General features: G+C 52.2%; 17 protein-coding genes and 3 pseudogenes. 15 read left to right on the top strand and 5 right to left on the bottom strand.

What is annotated here, in order from left to right:
* Positions 1 to 101 precede the first annotated feature (101 nt).
* A complete protein-coding gene (locus KTE_RS35805; protein ID WP_201390255.1) occupies positions 102 to 797 on the bottom strand; it encodes an HAD family hydrolase in 696 nt (231 codons plus the stop codon).
* 152 nt (positions 798 to 949) lie between these two features.
* Here KTE_RS35805 and KTE_RS35800 point away from each other — a divergent pair, with 152 nt between their 5' ends.
* From KTE_RS35800 to KTE_RS35775, 6 genes are all read left to right on the top strand, one after another.
* The gene (locus KTE_RS35800; protein WP_201390253.1) at positions 950 to 1711 is read left to right on the top strand and encodes a DeoR/GlpR family DNA-binding transcription regulator; all 762 of its coding nucleotides are present in this window, start codon (positions 950 to 952) and stop codon (positions 1709 to 1711) included.
* 368 nt (positions 1712 to 2079) lie between these two features.
* Entirely contained in the window at positions 2080 to 2622 is a 543-nt protein-coding gene (locus tag KTE_RS35795; protein WP_201390251.1) for a transposase, read from the top strand.
* A 31-nt stretch (positions 2623 to 2653) separates the two neighbouring features.
* Complete coding sequence (locus KTE_RS35790) at positions 2654 to 3475, top strand: IS6 family transposase (RefSeq protein ID WP_201390249.1); 822 nt, start codon at positions 2654 to 2656, stop codon at positions 3473 to 3475.
* A gap of 288 nt (positions 3476 to 3763) precedes the next feature.
* Positions 3764 to 5149, top strand: coding sequence for an IS701 family transposase (locus tag KTE_RS35785; protein ID WP_201381820.1), 1386 nt, complete (start codon positions 3764 to 3766; stop codon positions 5147 to 5149).
* Positions 5109 to 5351, top strand: a complete 243-nt coding sequence (locus KTE_RS35780) for a hypothetical protein (RefSeq protein ID WP_201368949.1) — start codon at positions 5109 to 5111, stop codon at positions 5349 to 5351. The genes KTE_RS35785 and KTE_RS35780 overlap by 41 nt, the downstream gene beginning before the upstream one ends.
* 185 nt (positions 5352 to 5536) lie before the next feature.
* Positions 5537 to 5950: a nitroreductase family deazaflavin-dependent oxidoreductase gene (locus tag KTE_RS35775; RefSeq protein ID WP_201390247.1), complete on the top strand. Its 414-nt coding sequence runs from the start codon at positions 5537 to 5539 to the stop codon at positions 5948 to 5950.
* 58 nt (positions 5951 to 6008) lie between these two features.
* Here the strand turns inward: KTE_RS35775 and KTE_RS35770 are convergent, their stop codons facing one another.
* The 4 genes and pseudogenes from KTE_RS35770 to tnpA all read right to left on the bottom strand — a co-directional run bounded on the left by KTE_RS35770 (position 6009) and on the right by tnpA (position 8807).
* Complete coding sequence (locus KTE_RS35770; protein WP_201390245.1) at positions 6009 to 6152, bottom strand: hypothetical protein; 144 nt, start codon at positions 6150 to 6152, stop codon at positions 6009 to 6011.
* A 201-nt stretch (positions 6153 to 6353) separates the two neighbouring features.
* A pseudogene (locus KTE_RS35765) lies at positions 6354 to 6908 on the bottom strand (IS6 family transposase); the annotation flags it as partial.
* 283 nt (positions 6909 to 7191) lie between these two features.
* Positions 7192 to 8412, bottom strand: a complete 1221-nt coding sequence (locus tag KTE_RS35760; protein ID WP_236600832.1) for a transposase — start codon at positions 8410 to 8412, stop codon at positions 7192 to 7194.
* A complete protein-coding gene (gene tnpA, locus KTE_RS35755) occupies positions 8409 to 8807 on the bottom strand; it encodes an IS200/IS605 family transposase (protein ID WP_201390243.1) in 399 nt (132 codons plus the stop codon). Before tnpA ends, KTE_RS35760 begins: the two co-directional genes overlap by 4 nt.
* 114 nt (positions 8808 to 8921) lie before the next feature.
* On the opposite strand from tnpA, the gene KTE_RS35750 reads away from it, so the two are divergent.
* From KTE_RS35750 to KTE_RS35710, 9 genes and pseudogenes are all read left to right on the top strand, one after another.
* Positions 8922 to 9488, top strand: coding sequence for a hypothetical protein (locus tag KTE_RS35750; protein WP_201390241.1), 567 nt, complete (start codon positions 8922 to 8924; stop codon positions 9486 to 9488).
* A gap of 25 nt (positions 9489 to 9513) precedes the next feature.
* Entirely contained in the window at positions 9514 to 9945 is a 432-nt protein-coding gene (locus KTE_RS35745) for a VOC family protein (protein WP_201390239.1), read from the top strand.
* A gap of 573 nt (positions 9946 to 10518) precedes the next feature.
* Positions 10519 to 10743: a hypothetical protein gene (locus KTE_RS35740; RefSeq protein ID WP_201390237.1), complete on the top strand. Its 225-nt coding sequence runs from the start codon at positions 10519 to 10521 to the stop codon at positions 10741 to 10743.
* 632 nt (positions 10744 to 11375) lie between these two features.
* A pseudogene (locus tag KTE_RS50070) lies at positions 11376 to 11560 on the top strand (malic enzyme-like NAD(P)-binding protein); the annotation flags it as partial.
* Between the two features lie 2 nt (positions 11561 to 11562).
* Positions 11563 to 11739 (top strand): annotated as a pseudogene (locus tag KTE_RS35730) (IS982 family transposase); the annotation flags it as partial.
* A 253-nt stretch (positions 11740 to 11992) separates the two neighbouring features.
* A complete protein-coding gene (locus KTE_RS35725) occupies positions 11993 to 14938 on the top strand; it encodes a helix-turn-helix transcriptional regulator (protein ID WP_201390231.1) in 2946 nt (981 codons plus the stop codon).
* A 280-nt stretch (positions 14939 to 15218) separates the two neighbouring features.
* Entirely contained in the window at positions 15219 to 15650 is a 432-nt protein-coding gene (locus KTE_RS35720; protein WP_201390230.1) for an ester cyclase, read from the top strand.
* Positions 15651 to 15759: 109 nt separating this feature from the next.
* Entirely contained in the window at positions 15760 to 16584 is an 825-nt protein-coding gene (locus tag KTE_RS35715; RefSeq protein ID WP_201390227.1) for a GNAT family N-acetyltransferase, read from the top strand.
* A gap of 411 nt (positions 16585 to 16995) precedes the next feature.
* Positions 16996 to 18360: a dipeptidase gene (locus KTE_RS35710; protein ID WP_201390226.1), complete on the top strand. Its 1365-nt coding sequence runs from the start codon at positions 16996 to 16998 to the stop codon at positions 18358 to 18360.
* The last annotated feature ends 21 nt before the right edge of the window (positions 18361 to 18381 follow it).

The raw sequence follows: 18381 nt of genomic DNA, 5'->3' as shown, positions 1-18381 counted from the left end.
CGCTTCCTTGAGCCCGCGCGCACTCACAATCCCCACCTGGCGTAGCCGTTTCCCCAGGCGTTTGCCGATCCCCCAGCCATCCAGTCCTCGATGGCTGAGCATTAGATAGCGTGAAGCTGGCCATATATCGTTCTAGTTATCGTAATTGTCAAAGATGGCCTGGCCCGATCCGATCCCTTCAGATGGATCACGTGGAGAGCAGCCAGTGACGGTACGCAGACTCGCGCGGCTTGCAATTCCGAGGGTTGGTGTGTGGACGCGACCGCGATAGCAGTCATATGAGCCTTGAGCGCGGCTTGAATCCCCGCTGGCGCATCCTCAATCACAACACAACGCTGAGGTGTTACTCCTAAAAGGCTTGCGGCCTTCAAATATCCCTCGGGATGAGGTTTGCCTTGAGCTACGTCCCCGGCGGTAATAAAGACCGATGGCAAAGGCAAGCCAACCGCACGTAAACGAGTGGTAGCAAGGGCGCGTGAGCCAGAGGTGACTACCGCCCATTGGGAAGGAGCCAGGCTGGTCAAGAGGTCAGCGGCTCCAGTGATGCTCATAAGTCCTTGCGTATCTTCTATTTCCGCTTGTTCCATACTTCGAGCCTCTTCTTCAATGGCAAGAGTTGGAGCGACAGCGCGCATAGTATCAACAGTACGCCTACCATGAGCGCACGCAATAACTTCCTGCGCATCTAATCCATGCCGAATGGCCCACTGATACCACAACCGTTCTACACAAGCTGTTGAGTCCACAAGCACGCCATCGAGATCGAACAAAATGGCGTCGCAGTGAAAGCGTTGCATTGTTGCCAGACCTTCTTTCTATGTATGCTATACTATACATATTCAAGATGATATGCGCAATTTCGTGCAATGTCAAGTGATTTCATGTAACTCTCTAACTCCAATCAGGCAATTATAGATAAAAACATGTAAAAACCAGCAAAGGTGAGAGGATGCTTACAGCGGAACGAAGACAATATATTTTGCGAGTGCTCTCGCAAGATGGGAAAGTAGTCGCCAAACGTGTTAGCGAAGAACTTGGCACTTCGGAAGATACAATTCGGCGTGATTTGCGTGAATTGGCAGCTGAGGGGGCACTTCAGCGTGTTCATGGTGGAGCTTTACCACGTCCACCGGTTTATGGGAACTTCACTTCGCGTCAAACGCAAGCTCCCGCGAGAAAAGCGACTATCGCGCGGGCCGCGATCCAATTTGTGCGTAACGGGCAAGTTATCCTTCTGGATGGAGGCACGACTAATATCCAAGTAGCCCAGTACCTCCCCCAAGACCTGCACGCGACAGTAGTGACCAACAATCCTCATGTTGCGATAGCGTTAGAAGCGCATCATCCACATATTGAAATCGTACTCTTGGGAGGCAACATCCTCAAAGAAGCCATGGTCACACTTGGGACCGCCACGCTAGAAACAATACGTATGATGCGCGCGGATATCTATTTCCTTGGAGTATGCGGCTTGCATCCCTCCGTGGGTATCAGCACAAATCATCTAGAAGAAGCGTATCTCAAGCGTGCCATGATTGCCTGCGCATCAGAGGTAATCGCCTTAACAGTGCCAGAGAAGTTGAATACGGCCTCGCCCTACATTGTAGGCCAGTTGAGTGAGCTTACAGCAATCATTACCGAACAATCCGTTCTGGATGAAGTGCTGGAGCCATATCGAGCCTTAGATATTACCGTGGTCAAAGCATTATAAAGCCAACGGGATAACTATATATACACTGCTTTCTCGCTCGCAGGCCAGACACTAACCCGTAATGGGTGTAAAGAAGGGGTCATACACAGCTTTGGTGAATCCGTTTGCTTACTTCTGCTGCATGATGTGCATTGTGAAGTAATGATATGCTCTTTGTAAAAATACTGCTTTCTCGTTTTCACGAGGAGCTGATGATGGAAGGGTCGCCTCTCTTGTCTCTTCCTGAAGGATTGTGCATCATGTAGATCCACGAGGAAGCAACGGCACTCACCATTTCGGTGACAAGCACTCGCCCTTGTTCATATTATCCTCTCTGTGCTCAGGCCTCATCCTCAGTTCATAGTCATTACAGCAGGACCGTTCGAGATGTGCTCTGCGGAGGCCACAACGTTCGTCCCCATCTGGCTGTACGCAAATTCTTTTGTCGGAATTCTGATTGCCAGCGCAAGGTCTTCACAGAGCGCCTCCACGACTTTGTGGAACCTTGGGCGCAGATGACGCTTCGCCTGGTCGCAGCCATCCAAGCCATTGGCTTGGCCACGTCGGGAAGCTTGGGAGTCCGGCTTGCAGCTCGCCTGGGAATTGTGACCTTATGGACGACCATTCTCCGACGGGTCATGGCACTGCCTACCCCCGCTCCCGGAGCCGTTACAGCCCTGGAGATCGATGATTTCTCGTTCAAACGTGGACGCAAGTTCGGGACGATTTTCGTTGACCTGGATTTGCATCAAGTGATTGACGTACTGGCTGAACATTCGTCTCAGTCCTCAGCTGACTGGATGCGCAATCACCCAGAAATTACCTATGTGAGTCGGGATCGCGGCAAAGATTACGCTCAAGGAGCAAGTGAAGGGGTTCTGTCAGAATTCAGAGAAAGGCTTGCCGTGACGATCGTTTGCAAGGTATGCTGAGAACACCAACTCATCTGCGAAGGAGCGATCCATGACCTGCCCACATTGCGCCTCAGCTACCACCAAAGAACAAACCCAGAAGACCACGCTCGGCTATCGCCTGTTCCGTTGCTCAGCTTGCAAGCACCTCTTCAATGAGCGCACCGGAACACCTTTCAACTTCCTGGAATATCCCACTGATGTGGTTCTGCTGGTTGTCCTGTGGCGGCTTCGCTACAAGTTGAGCCTACGGGATCTCGCTGAAATGTTTCTGGAGCGGGGCATCGTGCTCACCCATGAAACCGTTCGGGACTGGGAAGCACGGTTTGCGCCTTTGGTGGCAGACCAACTGCGGAGAAAACGATGGGGACAGGCAGGAAGCTCCTGGTATGTGGATGAGACGTCTATCCAAGTTCATGGAAAGTGGTGCTACTTCTATCGCGCCATTGATGCTGAGGGCAACCTGGTTGATTCTCGCTTGAGCGAGAAACGCGATATGGAAGCCGCTCAGCAGTTTTTCAAACAGGCTCTCGCTGTGGTTGGCCACACCCCAGAACAGGTGACAACTGACGGTCATGCTTCTTATCCACGAGCCGTACGTGAGGTACTTGGGAGTAGTGTACAGCATCGAACCAATAAATACCTCAACAATCGTTTGGAGCAAGACCATCGAGGCATAAAACAACGCTACTCTCCAATGCGTGGATTTGGGAATTTCGCCTCAGCGGCACGTTTTTGTCGTGCTTTTGATGAATTACGCAACTCTTTTCGCCCACGTTCTCTCATGAGAGAAACCTTGTCTCTTCCGGAGCAACGACGGTTGTTTTGCGAAAAACTTGCAGTCCTGCGACTCCTGCTACTGATGACTTCTTAGCTCAATGGATGATGTGTTGAAAGACTGCTACCTCTTTCTGTGGGCTTTTATGCACTCAGTTCTGACAGAACCGTGCAGTAGCATTGAGCCGTGTGGAGACCGACGCTGCTAAAGCACGCGTCTATATATCAAGGCGCGAGAGGCCCCGTACCTCCATATGTAGACGCGTGCTTTAGCAGCGTCGGACGGAGCAAGAAATCAACCTTTCTGTACATTGCTCTAGTATTACAACGAGACTTTGTGGGATATACTGAAAGGAGAGAGGTCTGTACCTGGAGGTGAAACCGAATGTCTCTCATGGTCGATATAACCGCCGAGCAGCCGCCTCTTCCAGGTCGACTGGCAGTGCAGGACTTGACCTCAGAAGAGGTAGCTTCCCTGGCCGAAGAACTACTAGCTTATCATCAGCACTTCGCCCCGTTGTTGTATCGGCGCGAACAGCGGGAATGGGCGGAGATCTATGTGCGCGGACTGCTCACGGCGGATGTGCCCCGCAAAAATGTCGAAGCGATGGCCTTGCGTCTGTTGGGAGTGGGACCACATGCGGATCGGCAAGTGCGTGCCCTCCAGCAGTTCATTGGGGAAGGCAAGTGGGATGATGACGCGCTGCTGGCCGAACATCAGCGCCTGGTGAACGAGACGCTTGGCGAAGAGGATGGAGTCCTGATCGTGGATGGCTCGGACTTTCCCAAACATGGGAATCACTCAGCCGGTGTGGCGCCTCAATGGTGCGGCCACACCGGCAAAAAGGACAACTGCCAGGCCGGCATCTTCGTGGGCTATGCCAGTCGCAAGGGAGCCACATTACTTGACCGGCGGCTCTATCTGCCAGAATCCTGGTTCGCTGAGGATCATCAAACGCGGTGGCAGGATTGCCAGATTCCCGATGAGATCGTCTTTCAGACAAAGCATGAGTTAGCGGCGCAGCTGGTCGAGGGCATCATGGCTTCGGGTCGTCTCCAAGCCCAGTGGGTCGTCTGCGACGAAGGATATGGCGACTCCCCTGCTTTCCTGCAACGGCTGGATGCGGCGGGATTGTGGTATCTAGCCGAGGTGCCGCGAGATACCAAGGTCTGGCCACTGCTGGAAACCGACGGGCAGACGGAGCGCGCGCGCCCGCACAGCTGGTTTCGGTCCCAGATCCCCTCGCGCAAGGGGCCAGTTCCTCGGCGTGAGCGGCTGCATCCCAGCAGTCCAGCCAAAGTGCCCTTAGAGGACCTGGCCAAGCAGTGGCCTGCTTCTCGTTGGCAGCGCTACCGTCTGTTGGAGGGGCACAAAGGCCCGCTGGTCGCTGATTTTCTCGTGCTGCGCGCTATCCTGCCACTTGATCGGCTGCCAGGCCCTCAGGTCTGGGTGGTGATCCGACGCAAAGTCAGCGGTTTTGCAGAAGAGCCGGAATGGAAATTTTACTTGAGCAACGCTCCGCTGGAGACACCGCTTGCCACGTTTGTGCGGGTGAGCGGGATGCGCTGGCCCATCGAGACCTGTTTTACCGAATGCAAGGGGGAATTGGGCATGGACCACTACGAGCTGCGGTTCTGGCGCGGGTGGCACCATCACATGACTATGGTCATTCTCGCTCATCATTTCCTGGTTCGTTGGCAACAACGCCTCAACCAGAGAGAGGGGGATCTTGCGCCCAACAACGACACGCCCCTTGCCCACGCCAGGTGAGGTGCCCAGCTTGGACGCGCATGCCTCTCTGCCACTGAGCATCGCCCAGGTACGCTTGCTCTTGCAGGTTGCCTTGCCCCAACCCGTACTGGATCTGCCTGCAGCCCTGGCGTTGATCGCGTATCAGCAACGCCACAACTACGCCGCCTATTGCTCTCATCGCAAGCGGCTTCTTGCCCAATTGCAGGGGCTGCGTTGGTAAAGTCTCGTTGTAATACTAGCGCGCAGGGCTATTCCTTTCTCAGGAAGGGAGGTCAGTATCACTCCTTTGAAGGCCCTTCGCGCCTGCGGCGCTCCGGGATAGGGGTTGTGCACAGGAAATTATTGTGAAGTGGTACGATAAATAAGGAAGATCTAACTTCCGCTAAAGAGACAAGGAGAGAGAATATGAAGGATAGTGACTTTATTGAGAATAACGTGAAGGTGGTCGATGAGTTTCGTTCTAATAAGGGAAAGGTCGCAGGCTGGGCCCCTTTGATCCTTATCACAACCAGGGGGGCAAAGACGGGTCAGGAGCGGGTCTATCCGCTGATGGCGGTTCCTTATGGCGATAGCTATCTGGCAGTGGCTTCCAAGGGAGGCGCGCCAAAGCATCCTCAGTGGTATCACAATCTCATGGCTCATCCCGATATCACAGTTGAGGTTAACAACGAGAAGTTCCCCGCCCGTGCCAGGCAGTTGAGTGGCGAAGAGCGCGCCAAGGCCTTCGAAGAGGCAGCCAGGGTATTTGCTCCTTATGCCGAATACCAGCAGAAGACGAACCGCGAGATCCCCGTCTTCCTGCTCGAACGCGTGAAATAAGAAGTTTGAAAGGAGCGTGTCATGATACGTAAAGAAATCATGTCGTATCACAACTGCATCACGTCTCCGAGAGGGCCATTGCCGCTAGCTGGCGTCCATAAGCCAGCGTCGAGATAAGACCATAAACTGAGAGGCCTGCGTAGGACGCATTGAACGCGGTCCATTCCTTTTCAAGTTTTTTCAGAAGTTGTTGTTTATCCATAGTTCAGTTGTTCCTCCCTCGTCTTGATGATCGTCGGCGAGCACTGGGCCATTCTGTCGGTAGTGAAAACGCTACTCATCTCGTTTACCTTTCCCAGGTGAATTGGGTATTGTCAACTTGGCGAGAAAACAGAAGAGCTTTTTTGAAGAGAAGAGAAAAGGGAGAGGAGAGAAGCGGAGGATTGAAAGGAATGAATCGCTGTTAGGCAGCCGTCTTTCCTCTGGCCACCTCGTTCCAAACCAGGAAACGATCCTGCATGAGAGCACGGTAATCCTCTGCAGTGAGACGATGCCGTTTGGGCCGAAAGTGATCCAGAATCGGCCCGAATGCGGAGAGAAACTGTTGGGCCTGGACTGCTTGATGTGAACCGCCGCATCGTTCGTTCTCGTTGTCTGGTCGGCTGATGCGAGCGTTCCGCTCGGTTGTTTAAGCCCTTGTGTTGTCGATGCTCTACACTTGCCATGATCTCTCTCTTTGCGGCAGCGTAGCTGGCCAGTTTGTCCGTAATAATCACTCGTGGCACGTATTGCAAGCCTTTGAGCAATTTCCGGAAAAACTTCTTGGCGGCCCTCTTATTGCGACGACTTTGGACCAAGATATCAAGGATGTTGCCATCCTGATCGACGGCTCGCCACAAATAGTGCGTCTTCCCGTTGATTTTCAGCATACCTCGTCCATATGCCACCTGTCTCCACAGCGGGGGCGACGACGGCGCAATTCATTGGTGTAGGTTTGCCCAAACTTCATGCACCATTGTTAGAATGTTGTGGTGAAGGCACGTGGGTGGTATCCTCCTTCTGTAGAGAAGGTGGGAACGCCTCTGGGGAATGTGGTGTTTGGGCCAACCGAGGTTTCGGCATGAGACGTAGGAACTCGTACCATTGTTTGGTTGCCCACCCGGATCTCTCAACTGAGACTGGAGAAGACTTCAGAGCTCGTATCGGTGAATGCTCATCTCTTGCCCACAAACACGTGCCTCATAATGGCTCTGTTGAGACTGTGTTTTGTGAACGTACCTCCCCATAGAATGGAGAGGCTTCTACGCAGTTGCCCGCGTTGGCCGCGTCCCGACCGAAAGCTGTTTTCGTCCGATACCGAGGATGACCTTCGCTGAGGCCGTATCCCGATCCAGTTCACACCCACACGTACAAGAATGCCACCGCTCTTCTAACGTCTTCTTGCGTACATTCCCGCAATTCGGGCAAATCTGGCTGGTGTACTTAGGATCAACTTGTACGAGAGTACGCCCGGCCCATGCTGCCTTGTACGTACACATTCCCACAAATTGACTCCAACCAGCGTCGGCTATTGATTTGTTTAATTCCGCTTTGGCTGCCGCCCCATTAGGCAAATACTGTCCTGTCTCTTCGTCCTGCTTCGGCTTGGGCTGTTTCACCAGATTGGCCATGGTGAGATCCTCAAGCACGATCACTTGATAGCGATTGACGAGCTTTCTTGAGGCTTTGTGAGCGAAGTCGGCACGCTGATTGCGGACCTTACGATGGGCCTTTGCCACGCGCTTCACTGCCTTCGCTCTGCGATGACTGCCGCGCTTCTTGCGAGACAAGGACTCTTGTAGCTTCTTGAGCTTGTTCTCTGCTCTCCGATAATGGCGCGGGTTCTCAAGGAATTCACCATTGGACAAGGCGGCAAAGTGAGTCACACCCAGGTCTATCCCTACATCCTCATAGCTGCTAGGCAAGGCTTCCGGCTTGTCCACTTCGCAGCTAAAACAGGCATACCAATGCTCTCCCTCGCGCTTGATGGTCAAGGTTTTGACTTTGCCTATCATGTCTCGATGCAGGTGCAGTTTCACTGTTCCAATCTTCGTCAATTTCAGATTGACTCTGACCATGCCCTTCTTATCAGGCGGGCGTGTTTGTTGATCCAATTTCCAGCCAGCGCCGTCCGGGTAGGTAAACGAGTTATAGCGGTTACGACCCTGAAAACGCGGGTATCCTGGTTTCTGGCCTTTGGCACAGCGATCAAAAAACCGTTGAAATGCCTTGTCCAGTCGTTTTAACACATCTTGCAGGACATGAGCAGCGATATCCTGATACTCTTCTCTGATCTTTGCCTTGATCTCTGGAAGGACATTTTGTTGATCATAGTAGGTGATCGATTTGCCCACCATACGGTAAGCATCCTTCCTCTCGGAAAGACCCGCATTGTAGAGTTCTCGACAACGTGCCAGAACCCAATGGAGTTTGTTCTCCACCGTCTTATTGGGAGCTAAACGGTACTTGTACGTTTTTCTCATGTCCCTTGTCCCAACTCGATATATTTTTTGACGGTTTCCTCGGTCATGTCTCCGACGGTGCCAACGTAGTAACTGCGAGACCAGAAATTCCCACCCCACAGTTGTTTTTTGACTTCGGGATGCTGCTTAAAGACTTGTCTCGCAGTAGTCCCTTTGAGGGTATTAACAATGAGAGAGGGCGCAATAGCGGGTGGCGCACTCAAAAAGAGGTGAACGTGGTCTTCCTGTACATTGAGTGCGCCGATCTCCCAAGTATTCGCCTCACATAATCGCCTGATTTCTTCCTCAATAAACGTGGCGATATTCCCCACCAGAATAGTCTTGCGATACTTGGGACACCATACAAAATGGTATGCTATTTTATATGTGGCATGCTTCGTATGTTGTTCTCTCATACGCTCTATTCTAGCATGGTATGCCATACCATGCTAGAATAGAGCGAGAGGGGCCGCCTAACCCCTGCCTGAAGGCGAGGGGAATGCGGCGGCCCGGCCTTCAAAAGAGCGTACGTGGCAGCCTATCACCCCATGATGGAGATCATGCTGGAGATTTATGACGAAATTGTGTCAGGCAATGAAATTCGCAGCGTCATTGAAGCCGTAGCTCGTTTCAAACGCTATCCGATGGGAAAGATCGATAGAACAGACATGTGGAAAGTCGGAACGGTAGTCAGAGCCAAACGTGCTGAGATCCGTGTTCCTGTCGATCCCATCACTGCTGGGATCTATCTAGCAGGAATGATGGCCCAAGTGGATCTGCTCAAAGAACGAGGACATCCGTATTCAGAAATTGCCAATGAATCCATCATTGAAGCCGTTGACTCATTAAATCCCTACATGCACTACAAAGGGATTTCCCATATGGTGGATAACTGTTCAACCACTGCACGACTGGGAGCGCGTAAATGGGCGCCGCGCTTCGACTATATCCTCACTCAGCTCACCTTTCCGGCGCTCGACGACAAAGCACCGGTTGATCTTGAACTCTTTGGGCGTTTCTTGAACAACGACATCCATGACGTGCTCGCCAGGTGTGCCACATTGCGCCCTTCGGTTGACATCGCTGTTCTCGGCTAAGTTTGTGCATAGGTGAATTATACTAGTGTTAAAGAAAATCGATCATATCGGGATTGTTGTAGCTGATTTAGCAAGCGCCAGGGATTTTTTTCTGGCGCTCGGTTTCACGGCGGTACGTGGAGGTCCTCTCCAAGGGGAATGGATTGACGATGTGCTTCAATTATCTGGAGTCAAGGCGGAGTATGTCGCACTTAGCCTTCCCGAGACACAGACCAACATAGAATTACTCACATTTTATGCCCCTGAAGGAAGCAGAGAGAGTTCTCCCAATAAGTCAAACCTGATGGGCATCCGACATATTGCTTTGGAAGTCAACAATATAGAAAGCACGATTGCCGCATTGAAAAAGAAAGGCATCACATTTTTTAGCGACATAAAAATCTACAATGGAGGCAAAAAGCTGTGCTATTTCTGGGGCATAGAAGGCATCATCTTAGAATTAGCTGAATATTTCTAAACACAAAAGTGCCTTGAAGAGTACCTGGATCTACTTTTCTTCCTGTACCGAGAACAAAGCCTGTGTACCAGGAAATTCTTCTCGGTATATCTAGAGTTTAGTGAGCTAGCATGGTCTTTGGTAGATCGTTACTGGTCGTTTCCTAACCTTTCCAGGGTCGCACCACGCAGAAAAAGGTGTGTGACGAGCAAGTTTTCTTGTCCTGGCAAGACGACCATAAAACGACTGCAAGGTGATCTAGGAAAGAGGCTCACCTCCTCGTATGATCTTCACAGGAACTCTTCTAGAGAGACCACAGAGATATTCCGTCTTGGAGGTCTTTCTATCTGAATGGTTAACCATTCAGATGCTATTGCGTCTGGCACACTTTTCGTGAGGCACGCGAGCCTGCTAGAGGCAATGGTTTGCTGAAAAAAGTCTTTTCGACATGCTACGAGAAAGAAAGCGAAATTTGCATGTTTGATTTGCTTCCGCATGGATCGTATCTTATCCCATGCGAAATGTGAAGCGCTTGTACTATCACCTTGTCGTCAAGAAGATTAACAAGCCATCTTTTGTTGAAAGATACTTACGTTGACTTTAAACAATGAGCTAAAAGAGCGATTTACTCAAGTAAACATTTCACCACAAGTTCTTCAGACTTTTCGTGCGCAGCTTCAGGGGAGTGCTTTTGTGCCAGGCGATGATGGCTACGATCAGGCACGGGTCAAGACGGTTCCTGATGCATTTGACTTCGACGTTTCGCATTATGCACTTTCCCCCAGTTCCAAGGAGGCTCTGGCGTGTCTCACATTTTAGAGAGCCCTTCCCATCCTTCTTTTAGGAAGAGCGACTGCGATGATGTATTAAACGGCTATGAACTATCTTGGTAGTCTCTTTGTAGCCAGGTTTTATCGTTTTATCGGCTATTCGGAATTTTACGTTGAATCCTGTGAACACGTCGCTCTGTCATTGCCTGGTGAAGTCGCCTGTCAGCCGGACTGAGCCGACGAAGCAGTCAGCCGCTTGTTCACAGGATTCAACGTAAAATTCCGAATAGCCGTTTTCAGACGCCCGAGGCTACATGGTTCGTCAAAAATCCGGTAGGGTTCAGTAGGGTTATCAACACCTCATTTACAGCAGATACCCCAAAGAGTACCATCGATGCTACACTCAAAACAGTTGAATGCCCTGACTGTGCAAGGATGTGCACGCTCTCCACTGTAAAAGCTGGTCTACTCTGTATCAGAGTAACGTTAAGAACACTTTAAAGGAGCATTCTCATGACCAATCTTCACAAAGAGCTTGCCCTTATCGTTCTGCTTGTTGCATGTGTCCCTGGAGAGATTTACGTCGCTTTCAGCCCCCTCCTTTTGGTCTATTCTTGTTGCCGTCCTTATGTCTATTATTACAGTTCAGGCTATCATCAGGTACATCCAACACAGTCACGCCCAGTGACCTACAACGGGACGACCTATGCAATTGGACAGGCCAACAATGCGTTGCTCTATCCTGGGCTGGGTCTGGGCGCCATCGTTTCACGCGCCAGGAGGGTCAGCGATGGTATGTTTGCCGCCGCTGCTCAAGCCGTCGCAGATCGGTCGATGCGAAACAGCCCGGAGCGTCTCTGCTGCCACACGGGTGATTATCGAGTCCATTATTGACCAGCTCAAGAATATTTTGCAGATCGAACACTCTCTTCATCGCAGTCCGGTGAATTTTGTGGTGCATTTGATCGCCGGACCTCTTGCCTACATCCATCAGGACAAAAAACAGGGTCTACATCTCGACGAATACGCTTTGCTGGTTGCTTGATCTGACAGGCTTAAGGTAAAAAATACAATAGGATATTAATGACCTGATACATTAGAAGGACTGGCTTCTCGTACAAAACGGGTGGATATGTAGATCAATCTGAAGAGTTTTTGTGTTATTATGTTCTCTCAAAGAAGAGAAAGAAACAGCAAGGAGAAGTGCTGGTGCCCCTTATGAAGCGGTGTGAGTACTCGTACGCAAGAAGAAGCTTATTTCAAGAATGATCAGCGAGCAGATGGGAAGGAACAAAACCATGGCGGGGGAACGGCCTCTATTTGAGTCAGTACTGGCAGGAAGACAGCGTGAATTACGGCTATTTCAGCAGCAGTTTGAGGCAAGTATTGCAGGTCAATTACTGGTAACTCTTGTGGCCGGTGAGCCTGGCATTGGCAAGACACGCTTTCTACGGGAAGCTACTCAGTATGCTGAACAGGCGGGCGCTGTGGTATTATCTGGTTCCGCCTCAGAAGCTGAAGGCATGCCACCCTATCTCCCTTTGCTGGAGGCGCTTGGTCAGTATATTCGCTCCGCTCCGGTTGAGGAACTACAAGAGCAGACAGGAGCCATGGCTCCTGTGCTGACAACGATTCTTCCTGAGCTCTCATTCCGCCTGCGAGAGCTTCCAGACAGCTATAGCTTGCCCCCTGAACAAGCCCGCTTGCGTCTCTACGAGGCAGTAGGTCTGTTTCTCGCGGCGATTGCCAGGACATCTGGTCTGCTATTGGTGCTCGATGATCTGCAATGGACTGATACCTCTACGCTGGACTTGCTCTGTTATGTCGCCCGCACTCAGCCGAGAGCGCGTCTGCTGATCTTGGGAGCTTACCGCAGTAGCGAGATCACGCATCATCCAGCCTTTGAACGCACACTGACCGAGCTTCATCGTCTCCGACTGCTTACTCCTATCACCCTTGGGCCCCTCTCCGAAGCGGACATGGGTCTGCTTGCGCTCAATCTCTTACGCTTTTCTGTGGACCCGCTCTTGCTTCATCGGCTTGTGCTCCAGAGCGAGGGAAATCCTTTCTTTGCTGAGGAGCTTTTAAGAGATGGGGTAGAGATGGGCTTTCTTGCAAAGGGTGCCCAGGGAAGCCAGCCAGAGGACGTTCGCGAGAGGCGTCTTCCTTCTAGCATCGTGGGAGCAATACGAAGCCGGGTTGGCAGATTAGATACCCAGATTGGTTCTTTGCTCCAGGTTGCCTCAGCTATTGGTCGTGCCTTCGCGGTAGATCTCCTTGCTGGTGTAGTTGGTCAGGATATGGAAGCCGTGGAAGAGCGTCTGCAGAAAGCACTTGAAGCGCACCTGATTCGGAGTAATAGTCCAGGCGTCTTTACTTTTAGCCACGATCTCATTCGCGCGGGCCTGTATGATGGATTGCCTTTATGTCAACGAACTCGCCTGCATACATTGATCGCGCGCAGGCTTGCTCTCCGGCTTCGCTCTGATCAACCCGCAACTCACCAGCTCGCGGAACTGGCTTTCCATTTTTCCCGCAGTGGTGATCAAGAGCAGAGCGTTGTCTATTCCTTGCTGGCTGCGGAAGAGGCAAAGCGTACCTGTGCATCTGAGGTTGCGATAGGCCATTATCGGACGGCACTTCAGCATCTTTCCAACCACGATCCTCGAAAGGCAGAAAGTCTTCTACTTCTGGGCGAAGCATCATTGCAGATTGGAGCCGTTCAGGAAGCTGTTGAAGCATTTCAGGCTGCTCTGACCTGGTGGAAAAACTCGGGCGACAGGATCGCGATGGGAAAGGCAGGTCTTGCCCTGGGACGAGCCTATTGGCGCCTGGAAGAGATCAATCCAGCGCGGGCTACCTTTGAACAGGCTGTATCGCTCCTCTCCAGCACTCCTACAGTGGATACTGTGTGGGCTTTGGTGGAACTGGGTTCGCTGTTGCTTGTAAGTTTACATAATTACCCAGAGGCACAACGCTACCTGGAACGTGCGCTTGATCTGGCGCGCCAGTTCGGTGAGATGCGTTTGAAGGCGTCTGCCAGCCGGGCATTTGGGAACGCACTTATGCGGGCAGGCAAGCTGGAGGAGGGCATTCGTTTGCTGGAAGAGGCTCTTGCCCTCGCTGACGAGGCGATTGATGTGATGGAGGCAGCGGAGTGCTGCGAATGTCTCTTTCTGGCAAAATGCTGGGCTGGTCAGCTCGATGGGTGGGAGGACTTACTCTACCGCTGCCTCCAATATGCGCAGCTCTGTCACGATCCCTATCAGTTGAGGCATATCTACTCGCATCTGGCGACGTTTCACGCCCTGCGCGGCGATTGGGCCCAGACTGAAGAATATCTCTTGCAGGGGCAGACGCTGACAGAGCAGCAGGGTCTTCCAGAGCCATTGGCGATGTTTCAGTGGACACGTGGCATTGTGGAAGCTCTTCAGGGGAAGCTTGACACAGCTTTCGAACTGATACAAGCGTCCATTGCTCGCTTTCGTGTGCTGGAGCCTCAATCGCTGGTCTGGTGGCTTGGCTGGTTGGGAATAGTCCAAGCCCTACAAGGCAAACGAAAGGAGGCCCTGGCTGTGCTTGAGGAGCTAGAAACGCTGATTCTTCCTCTGCCAGCCGGGTCGATGGCGATGGTCCATGTGCTCTCCCATATGGCTACGATTGTTGTCTCTCTTGGTGAGAGCGAACGGGCGGAACGCCTCTATACGCTTCTCCTGCCATATCACGGCCAGTTTCACGCCATATTAATCGATCGTTTGCTGGGAAGCCTGGCGACTCTTCTCAAGGATTTCACGGCCGCGCAGGATTATCTGAGAGCCGCCGAAGTGGTAGCCCGCCGCTTCGCTTTCAATGTTGAACTGGCCTGGACTTTAGAAGCGAGCGGCAATCTTGCTTTAGCTGTTGATGGCTTCAAGAATAGTGAAGCCGGGCGTAGCCAGTTGGAAGAAGCTCTGGAGCTATTCACGCAACTGGGAGATCAGATCCAGGCGCAACGCCTGCGTCACCAGTTGCGCCGTCGTGCGCGAAAGCCCGCCTGGTCATGTTTGCCCTTAGGTCTCAGCGAGCGCGAAGTGGAAGTACTGCGTCTGGTCGCCACCGGGAAGAGTAACCGCCAGATTAGCGAAATGCTGGTCATTAGCGAGAGAACCGTCATCAATCATATTGCCAGCATCTTCAACAAAACGGGGGTCAATAACCGCGCTGGCGCCACAGCTTTCGCCATTCGTCACAAGCTGGTTGAGTAACGAGAGCGTACCAGCCTTGCTGGTAGTTTCTTACTACTCCCTGTTCTGTCTCCTCCTGTTTCCTCTTTCGAAAGAGCGTAGTAGTTTTTTGCGATGGCAGCACGACTGGAATGTTATAGACTTCTTTCAAGATCTGCTCCTACCTCCGGCGCAGGTGCAAGGGTTACCAGACGCTCTCCCGGCAAACGCTCTTTTCTACCTGTACATCAGAAGAGTGCAATCGTCTCATCCTGAGGAGTTGAGAGCGTACTCGGCAAGTATGCTCGAAGGAGTCCATGAGATGTCAGTCGAAGAGAACAAGGTGCTCGTTTGTCGTGTCGCGGAAGCCATTTGGAATCGAGGCAATCTCGCATATGTTGATGAAACCTACCGTTCTGATTACCTTCATCATGACCCGAATCTGCCTGCAGTGCGTACTCGTGAGAACTTCAAGCGTTGGGTCGCCGCGAGTCGCAACGCGTTTCCTGATTTCCATATAACGCATGAGGACCTGATTGCAGAACACGATCGAGTCATGTGCAGGGTCATTTTGCAAGGAACGCATGCAGGATCTTTCGGCTTGCTCACACCAATACCTGCAACAGGGAAACCAATTACTGTTGCAGGCGTGGTGATCTTTCGTGTAGCGGAAGGCAAAATTGTCGAAGACTGGTATCAGATCGACAACCTTCGTATCATGCAACAGCTAGGCCAGCTACCAAGGGTGGGATAATGTCCGAGAAAAGGAAATATTGTGGTTTTCACAGTGCAGAAGCAGCGACACATGCATTTTAACTAGATTCTTAAAGAAACCATTCCATTAGTAGCAGGATACGTAATACATGCCAAAAAACTTGAGAACCATTTCAGAACCCGCGTTGACCGACGCGGTGGAATTGAACATACAGGAACTCTCTACTCTCTGGGGTCGCGCCCTGGGAGCCAGATTTTATCACGAAGCCGAGGCCAGCTGGTTCACTTCCAATATTCCCCATTGGACGGGCAACTGGGTAACCAGAACGCATTTTACGGCTGAGACCTCACCAGAGAGAATGGATGCTGTGCTCGAACGCGTGCGGACGACTCAGCAGCACGAGACATTCTGGGTCGTGGATGCCTCCAGTCCGGATAGCTTTCTTGAACGCATCAAGCGGCATGGATGGCAAGGAGGAAAACCGACAGTCTGGGCTCTGGATGTACATACACTGGCCGATCACTATACCTTTCCAGAGGGAGTCACCGTGGAACGCGTGAGCACGACCAACGGTCTTCAGGAATGGGCCAATACCTTTGTTACTGGCTATGGAGATATACCAATGTCCGTGTATCATCGTAGTGCTGAGTTAATACAGCAACACGGCTTTGTGGCAACTCCAGGTGTGTACTACTACCTTGGCCGACTCAATGGCGAGCCAGTGAGCACAACCTTACTGTTTCTTGGTGGAGGTGTTTCGGGCATTTATTGTACCGCTACTCTTCCGCACGCGCGACGGCGGAAAGTAGGCACCTCCGTAGTTATGCAGTGCCTGCTTGATACTCGTGCCATGGGCTACCATATCGCCACGTTGCAGGCCACTGCGATGGGAGCGCCAGTCTATCGCGCCCTTGGCTTCAAAGAGTACGAAACCCTCAACTTTTATCGGTTATCAGAAGCGGTAAAGGAGTAACACGGCTCAGCATTGGGAGTATGCAGAAAGAGGATCGTATAGGCGATCACCTGGACGGTCCTCTTTCTGCATAGGTATGTCAACTTTCTGAAAAGTTGACATACTCCATTTCATGAAAACATCAACATGGCCTATTAGGCCCGTCAGCGCAAAATACAACGTTAAGCTAAGATCGGGCTACTTTCAGATGAACTATGCAAGTTATCGGCAGCGCCTTTCTTGATCGGTGGTGCTCTTTGAGCACATTATCGGCAGAGTCGGAGCTATGTGTGCGGCTCACAGTACCGATTAGGGTGAATATATGTTGCGTGAGTCGCTTAGCGTTGTAAATTTCTCCGGCAGGCCTAATAGGCCTGGATAAAAGAATCTTCTTTGGTATGGTTTGGGAGATAGAAAGGTTTTATCCACTTTATGACACCGCTAGAGGCATATATTGCAGAGCATGAAGAGCGCTTTATGGAGGACTTAAAGGGTTGGTTGCGTATCCCCAGCATTAGTACCCTGCCAGAGCATGCGGGCGATGTACGCGTAGCCGCAGAGTACGCGGTACAACAGTTGAAGCGCATCGGCTTTGAGCATGTGGAGGCCATCGCAACACAGGGCCATCCGCTTGTCTATGGAGAGTGGTTGAAGGCCCCGGGCAAGCCTACTGTGCTTATTTATGGGCACTATGATGTACAACCAGTCGATCCCGTGGAGTTGTGGGATTCACCCCCCTTTGAGCCAACCGTTCGCAATGGCAACATCTACTGCCGTGGCGCATGTGATGACAAGGGGCAGACGATGCTCGTTTTTAAAGCCCTGGAGTCCCTCATGGCGGTCGATGGCAAGCTGCCAGTAAACGTGAGGGTCTTGATTGAGGGCGAGGAAGAGGCCGGTGGTGAGTCGATTGAGCATTATGTGCGTACGACCCCCGAGCGCCTGGGTTGTGATGCGGCTTTTATCTGCGACACCCATATGCCTGGACCCGAGACCCCAGCCTTGATCACGGGCCTGCGTGGCATCATCTATACCGAGGTTGAGGTTCAGGGCGCGAAGCGCGACCTGCACTCGGGCACCTATGGCGGCATTGCCCCCAACCCGCTGCACGCCCTGGCGATCCTCATTAGCAAGCTGAAAGATGAGCAGGGACACATCCACGTTCCTGGCCTCTATGATAAACTGCGCCCAGCCTCCCAGGTCGAGCGCGATTTCTGGGAGACAGATCCCTTGAACTTTGCCGAGGCTCTGCGTGAGGAGATGGGTGTCTCGCAGCTTGTCGGCGAGGCGGAGCACCCGCCCCTGGAGCGCATCAGCGCGCGCCCCACGCTAGAGGTCCACGGTATCGCGGGTGGTTTCACTGGCGAGGGGGCCAAGACGGTCATCCCAGCCGTAGCCAAAGCTAAGATCAGCCTGCGCCTCCCGCCCAACTTCAACTCAAAAGAGGTCTTCACCCTCTTCGAGAAAGCCGTACACAACGCGGCCCCCGAGGGCGTAAAGGTCACAGTGCACAACCTGCAAGGTGGCGAAGGCCTGGTTGTCGAGCTGGATAATCCCGCCATGATCGCCGCGATCCAGGCCCTTGAAGAGACCTATGGCAAGAAGCCTGTCTACCTGCGCGAAGGTGGCTCGATTCCGGTCGCGGCCCTCTTCAATGAAATCCTGCACACGCCCGTCGTACTCATGGGCTTCGGCCTGCCCGACGATAATCTGCATGCCCCCAACGAGAAATACTCGCTTAAGCAGTTCTATCGTGGCATCCGCACCGTTGCCCGCTTCCTACAAAATATGGCCTAACCAGGGAGCGATGGAAAAGAG

Source organism: Ktedonobacter sp. SOSP1-85, from assembly GCF_016587415.1.
Classification (GTDB): domain Bacteria; phylum Chloroflexota; class Ktedonobacteria; order Ktedonobacterales; family Ktedonobacteraceae; genus Ktedonobacter.
The sequence above is the reverse complement of the archived record's forward strand: the minus strand, read 5'-3'. Positions and strand labels throughout refer to the sequence as shown.

Bases quoted from the DNA above. Each gene is read 5' to 3' on its own strand.
- KTE_RS35805 (WP_201390255.1), bottom strand. From the start codon at position 797: ATGCAACGCTTTCACTGCGACGCCATTTTGTTCGATCTCGATGGCGTG.
- KTE_RS35790 (WP_201390249.1), top strand. From the start codon at position 2,654: ATGACCTGCCCACATTGCGCCTCAGCTACCACCAAAGAACAAACCCAG.
- KTE_RS35715 (WP_201390227.1), top strand. From the start codon at position 15,760: ATGCCAAAAAACTTGAGAACCATTTCAGAACCCGCGTTGACCGACGCG.
- KTE_RS35785 (WP_201381820.1), top strand. From the start codon at position 3,764: ATGTCTCTCATGGTCGATATAACCGCCGAGCAGCCGCCTCTTCCAGGT.
- KTE_RS35775 (WP_201390247.1), top strand. From the start codon at position 5,537: ATGAAGGATAGTGACTTTATTGAGAATAACGTGAAGGTGGTCGATGAG.
- KTE_RS35725 (WP_201390231.1), top strand. From the start codon at position 11,993: ATGGCGGGGGAACGGCCTCTATTTGAGTCAGTACTGGCAGGAAGACAG.
- KTE_RS35800 (WP_201390253.1), top strand. From the start codon at position 950: ATGCTTACAGCGGAACGAAGACAATATATTTTGCGAGTGCTCTCGCAA.
- KTE_RS35710 (WP_201390226.1), top strand. From the start codon at position 16,996: ATGACACCGCTAGAGGCATATATTGCAGAGCATGAAGAGCGCTTTATG.
- KTE_RS35720 (WP_201390230.1), top strand. From the start codon at position 15,219: ATGTCAGTCGAAGAGAACAAGGTGCTCGTTTGTCGTGTCGCGGAAGCC.
- KTE_RS35770 (WP_201390245.1), bottom strand. From the start codon at position 6,152: ATGGATAAACAACAACTTCTGAAAAAACTTGAAAAGGAATGGACCGCG.
- KTE_RS35760 (WP_236600832.1), bottom strand. From the start codon at position 8,412: ATGAGAAAAACGTACAAGTACCGTTTAGCTCCCAATAAGACGGTGGAG.
- tnpA (WP_201390243.1), bottom strand. From the start codon at position 8,807: ATGAGAGAACAACATACGAAGCATGCCACATATAAAATAGCATACCAT.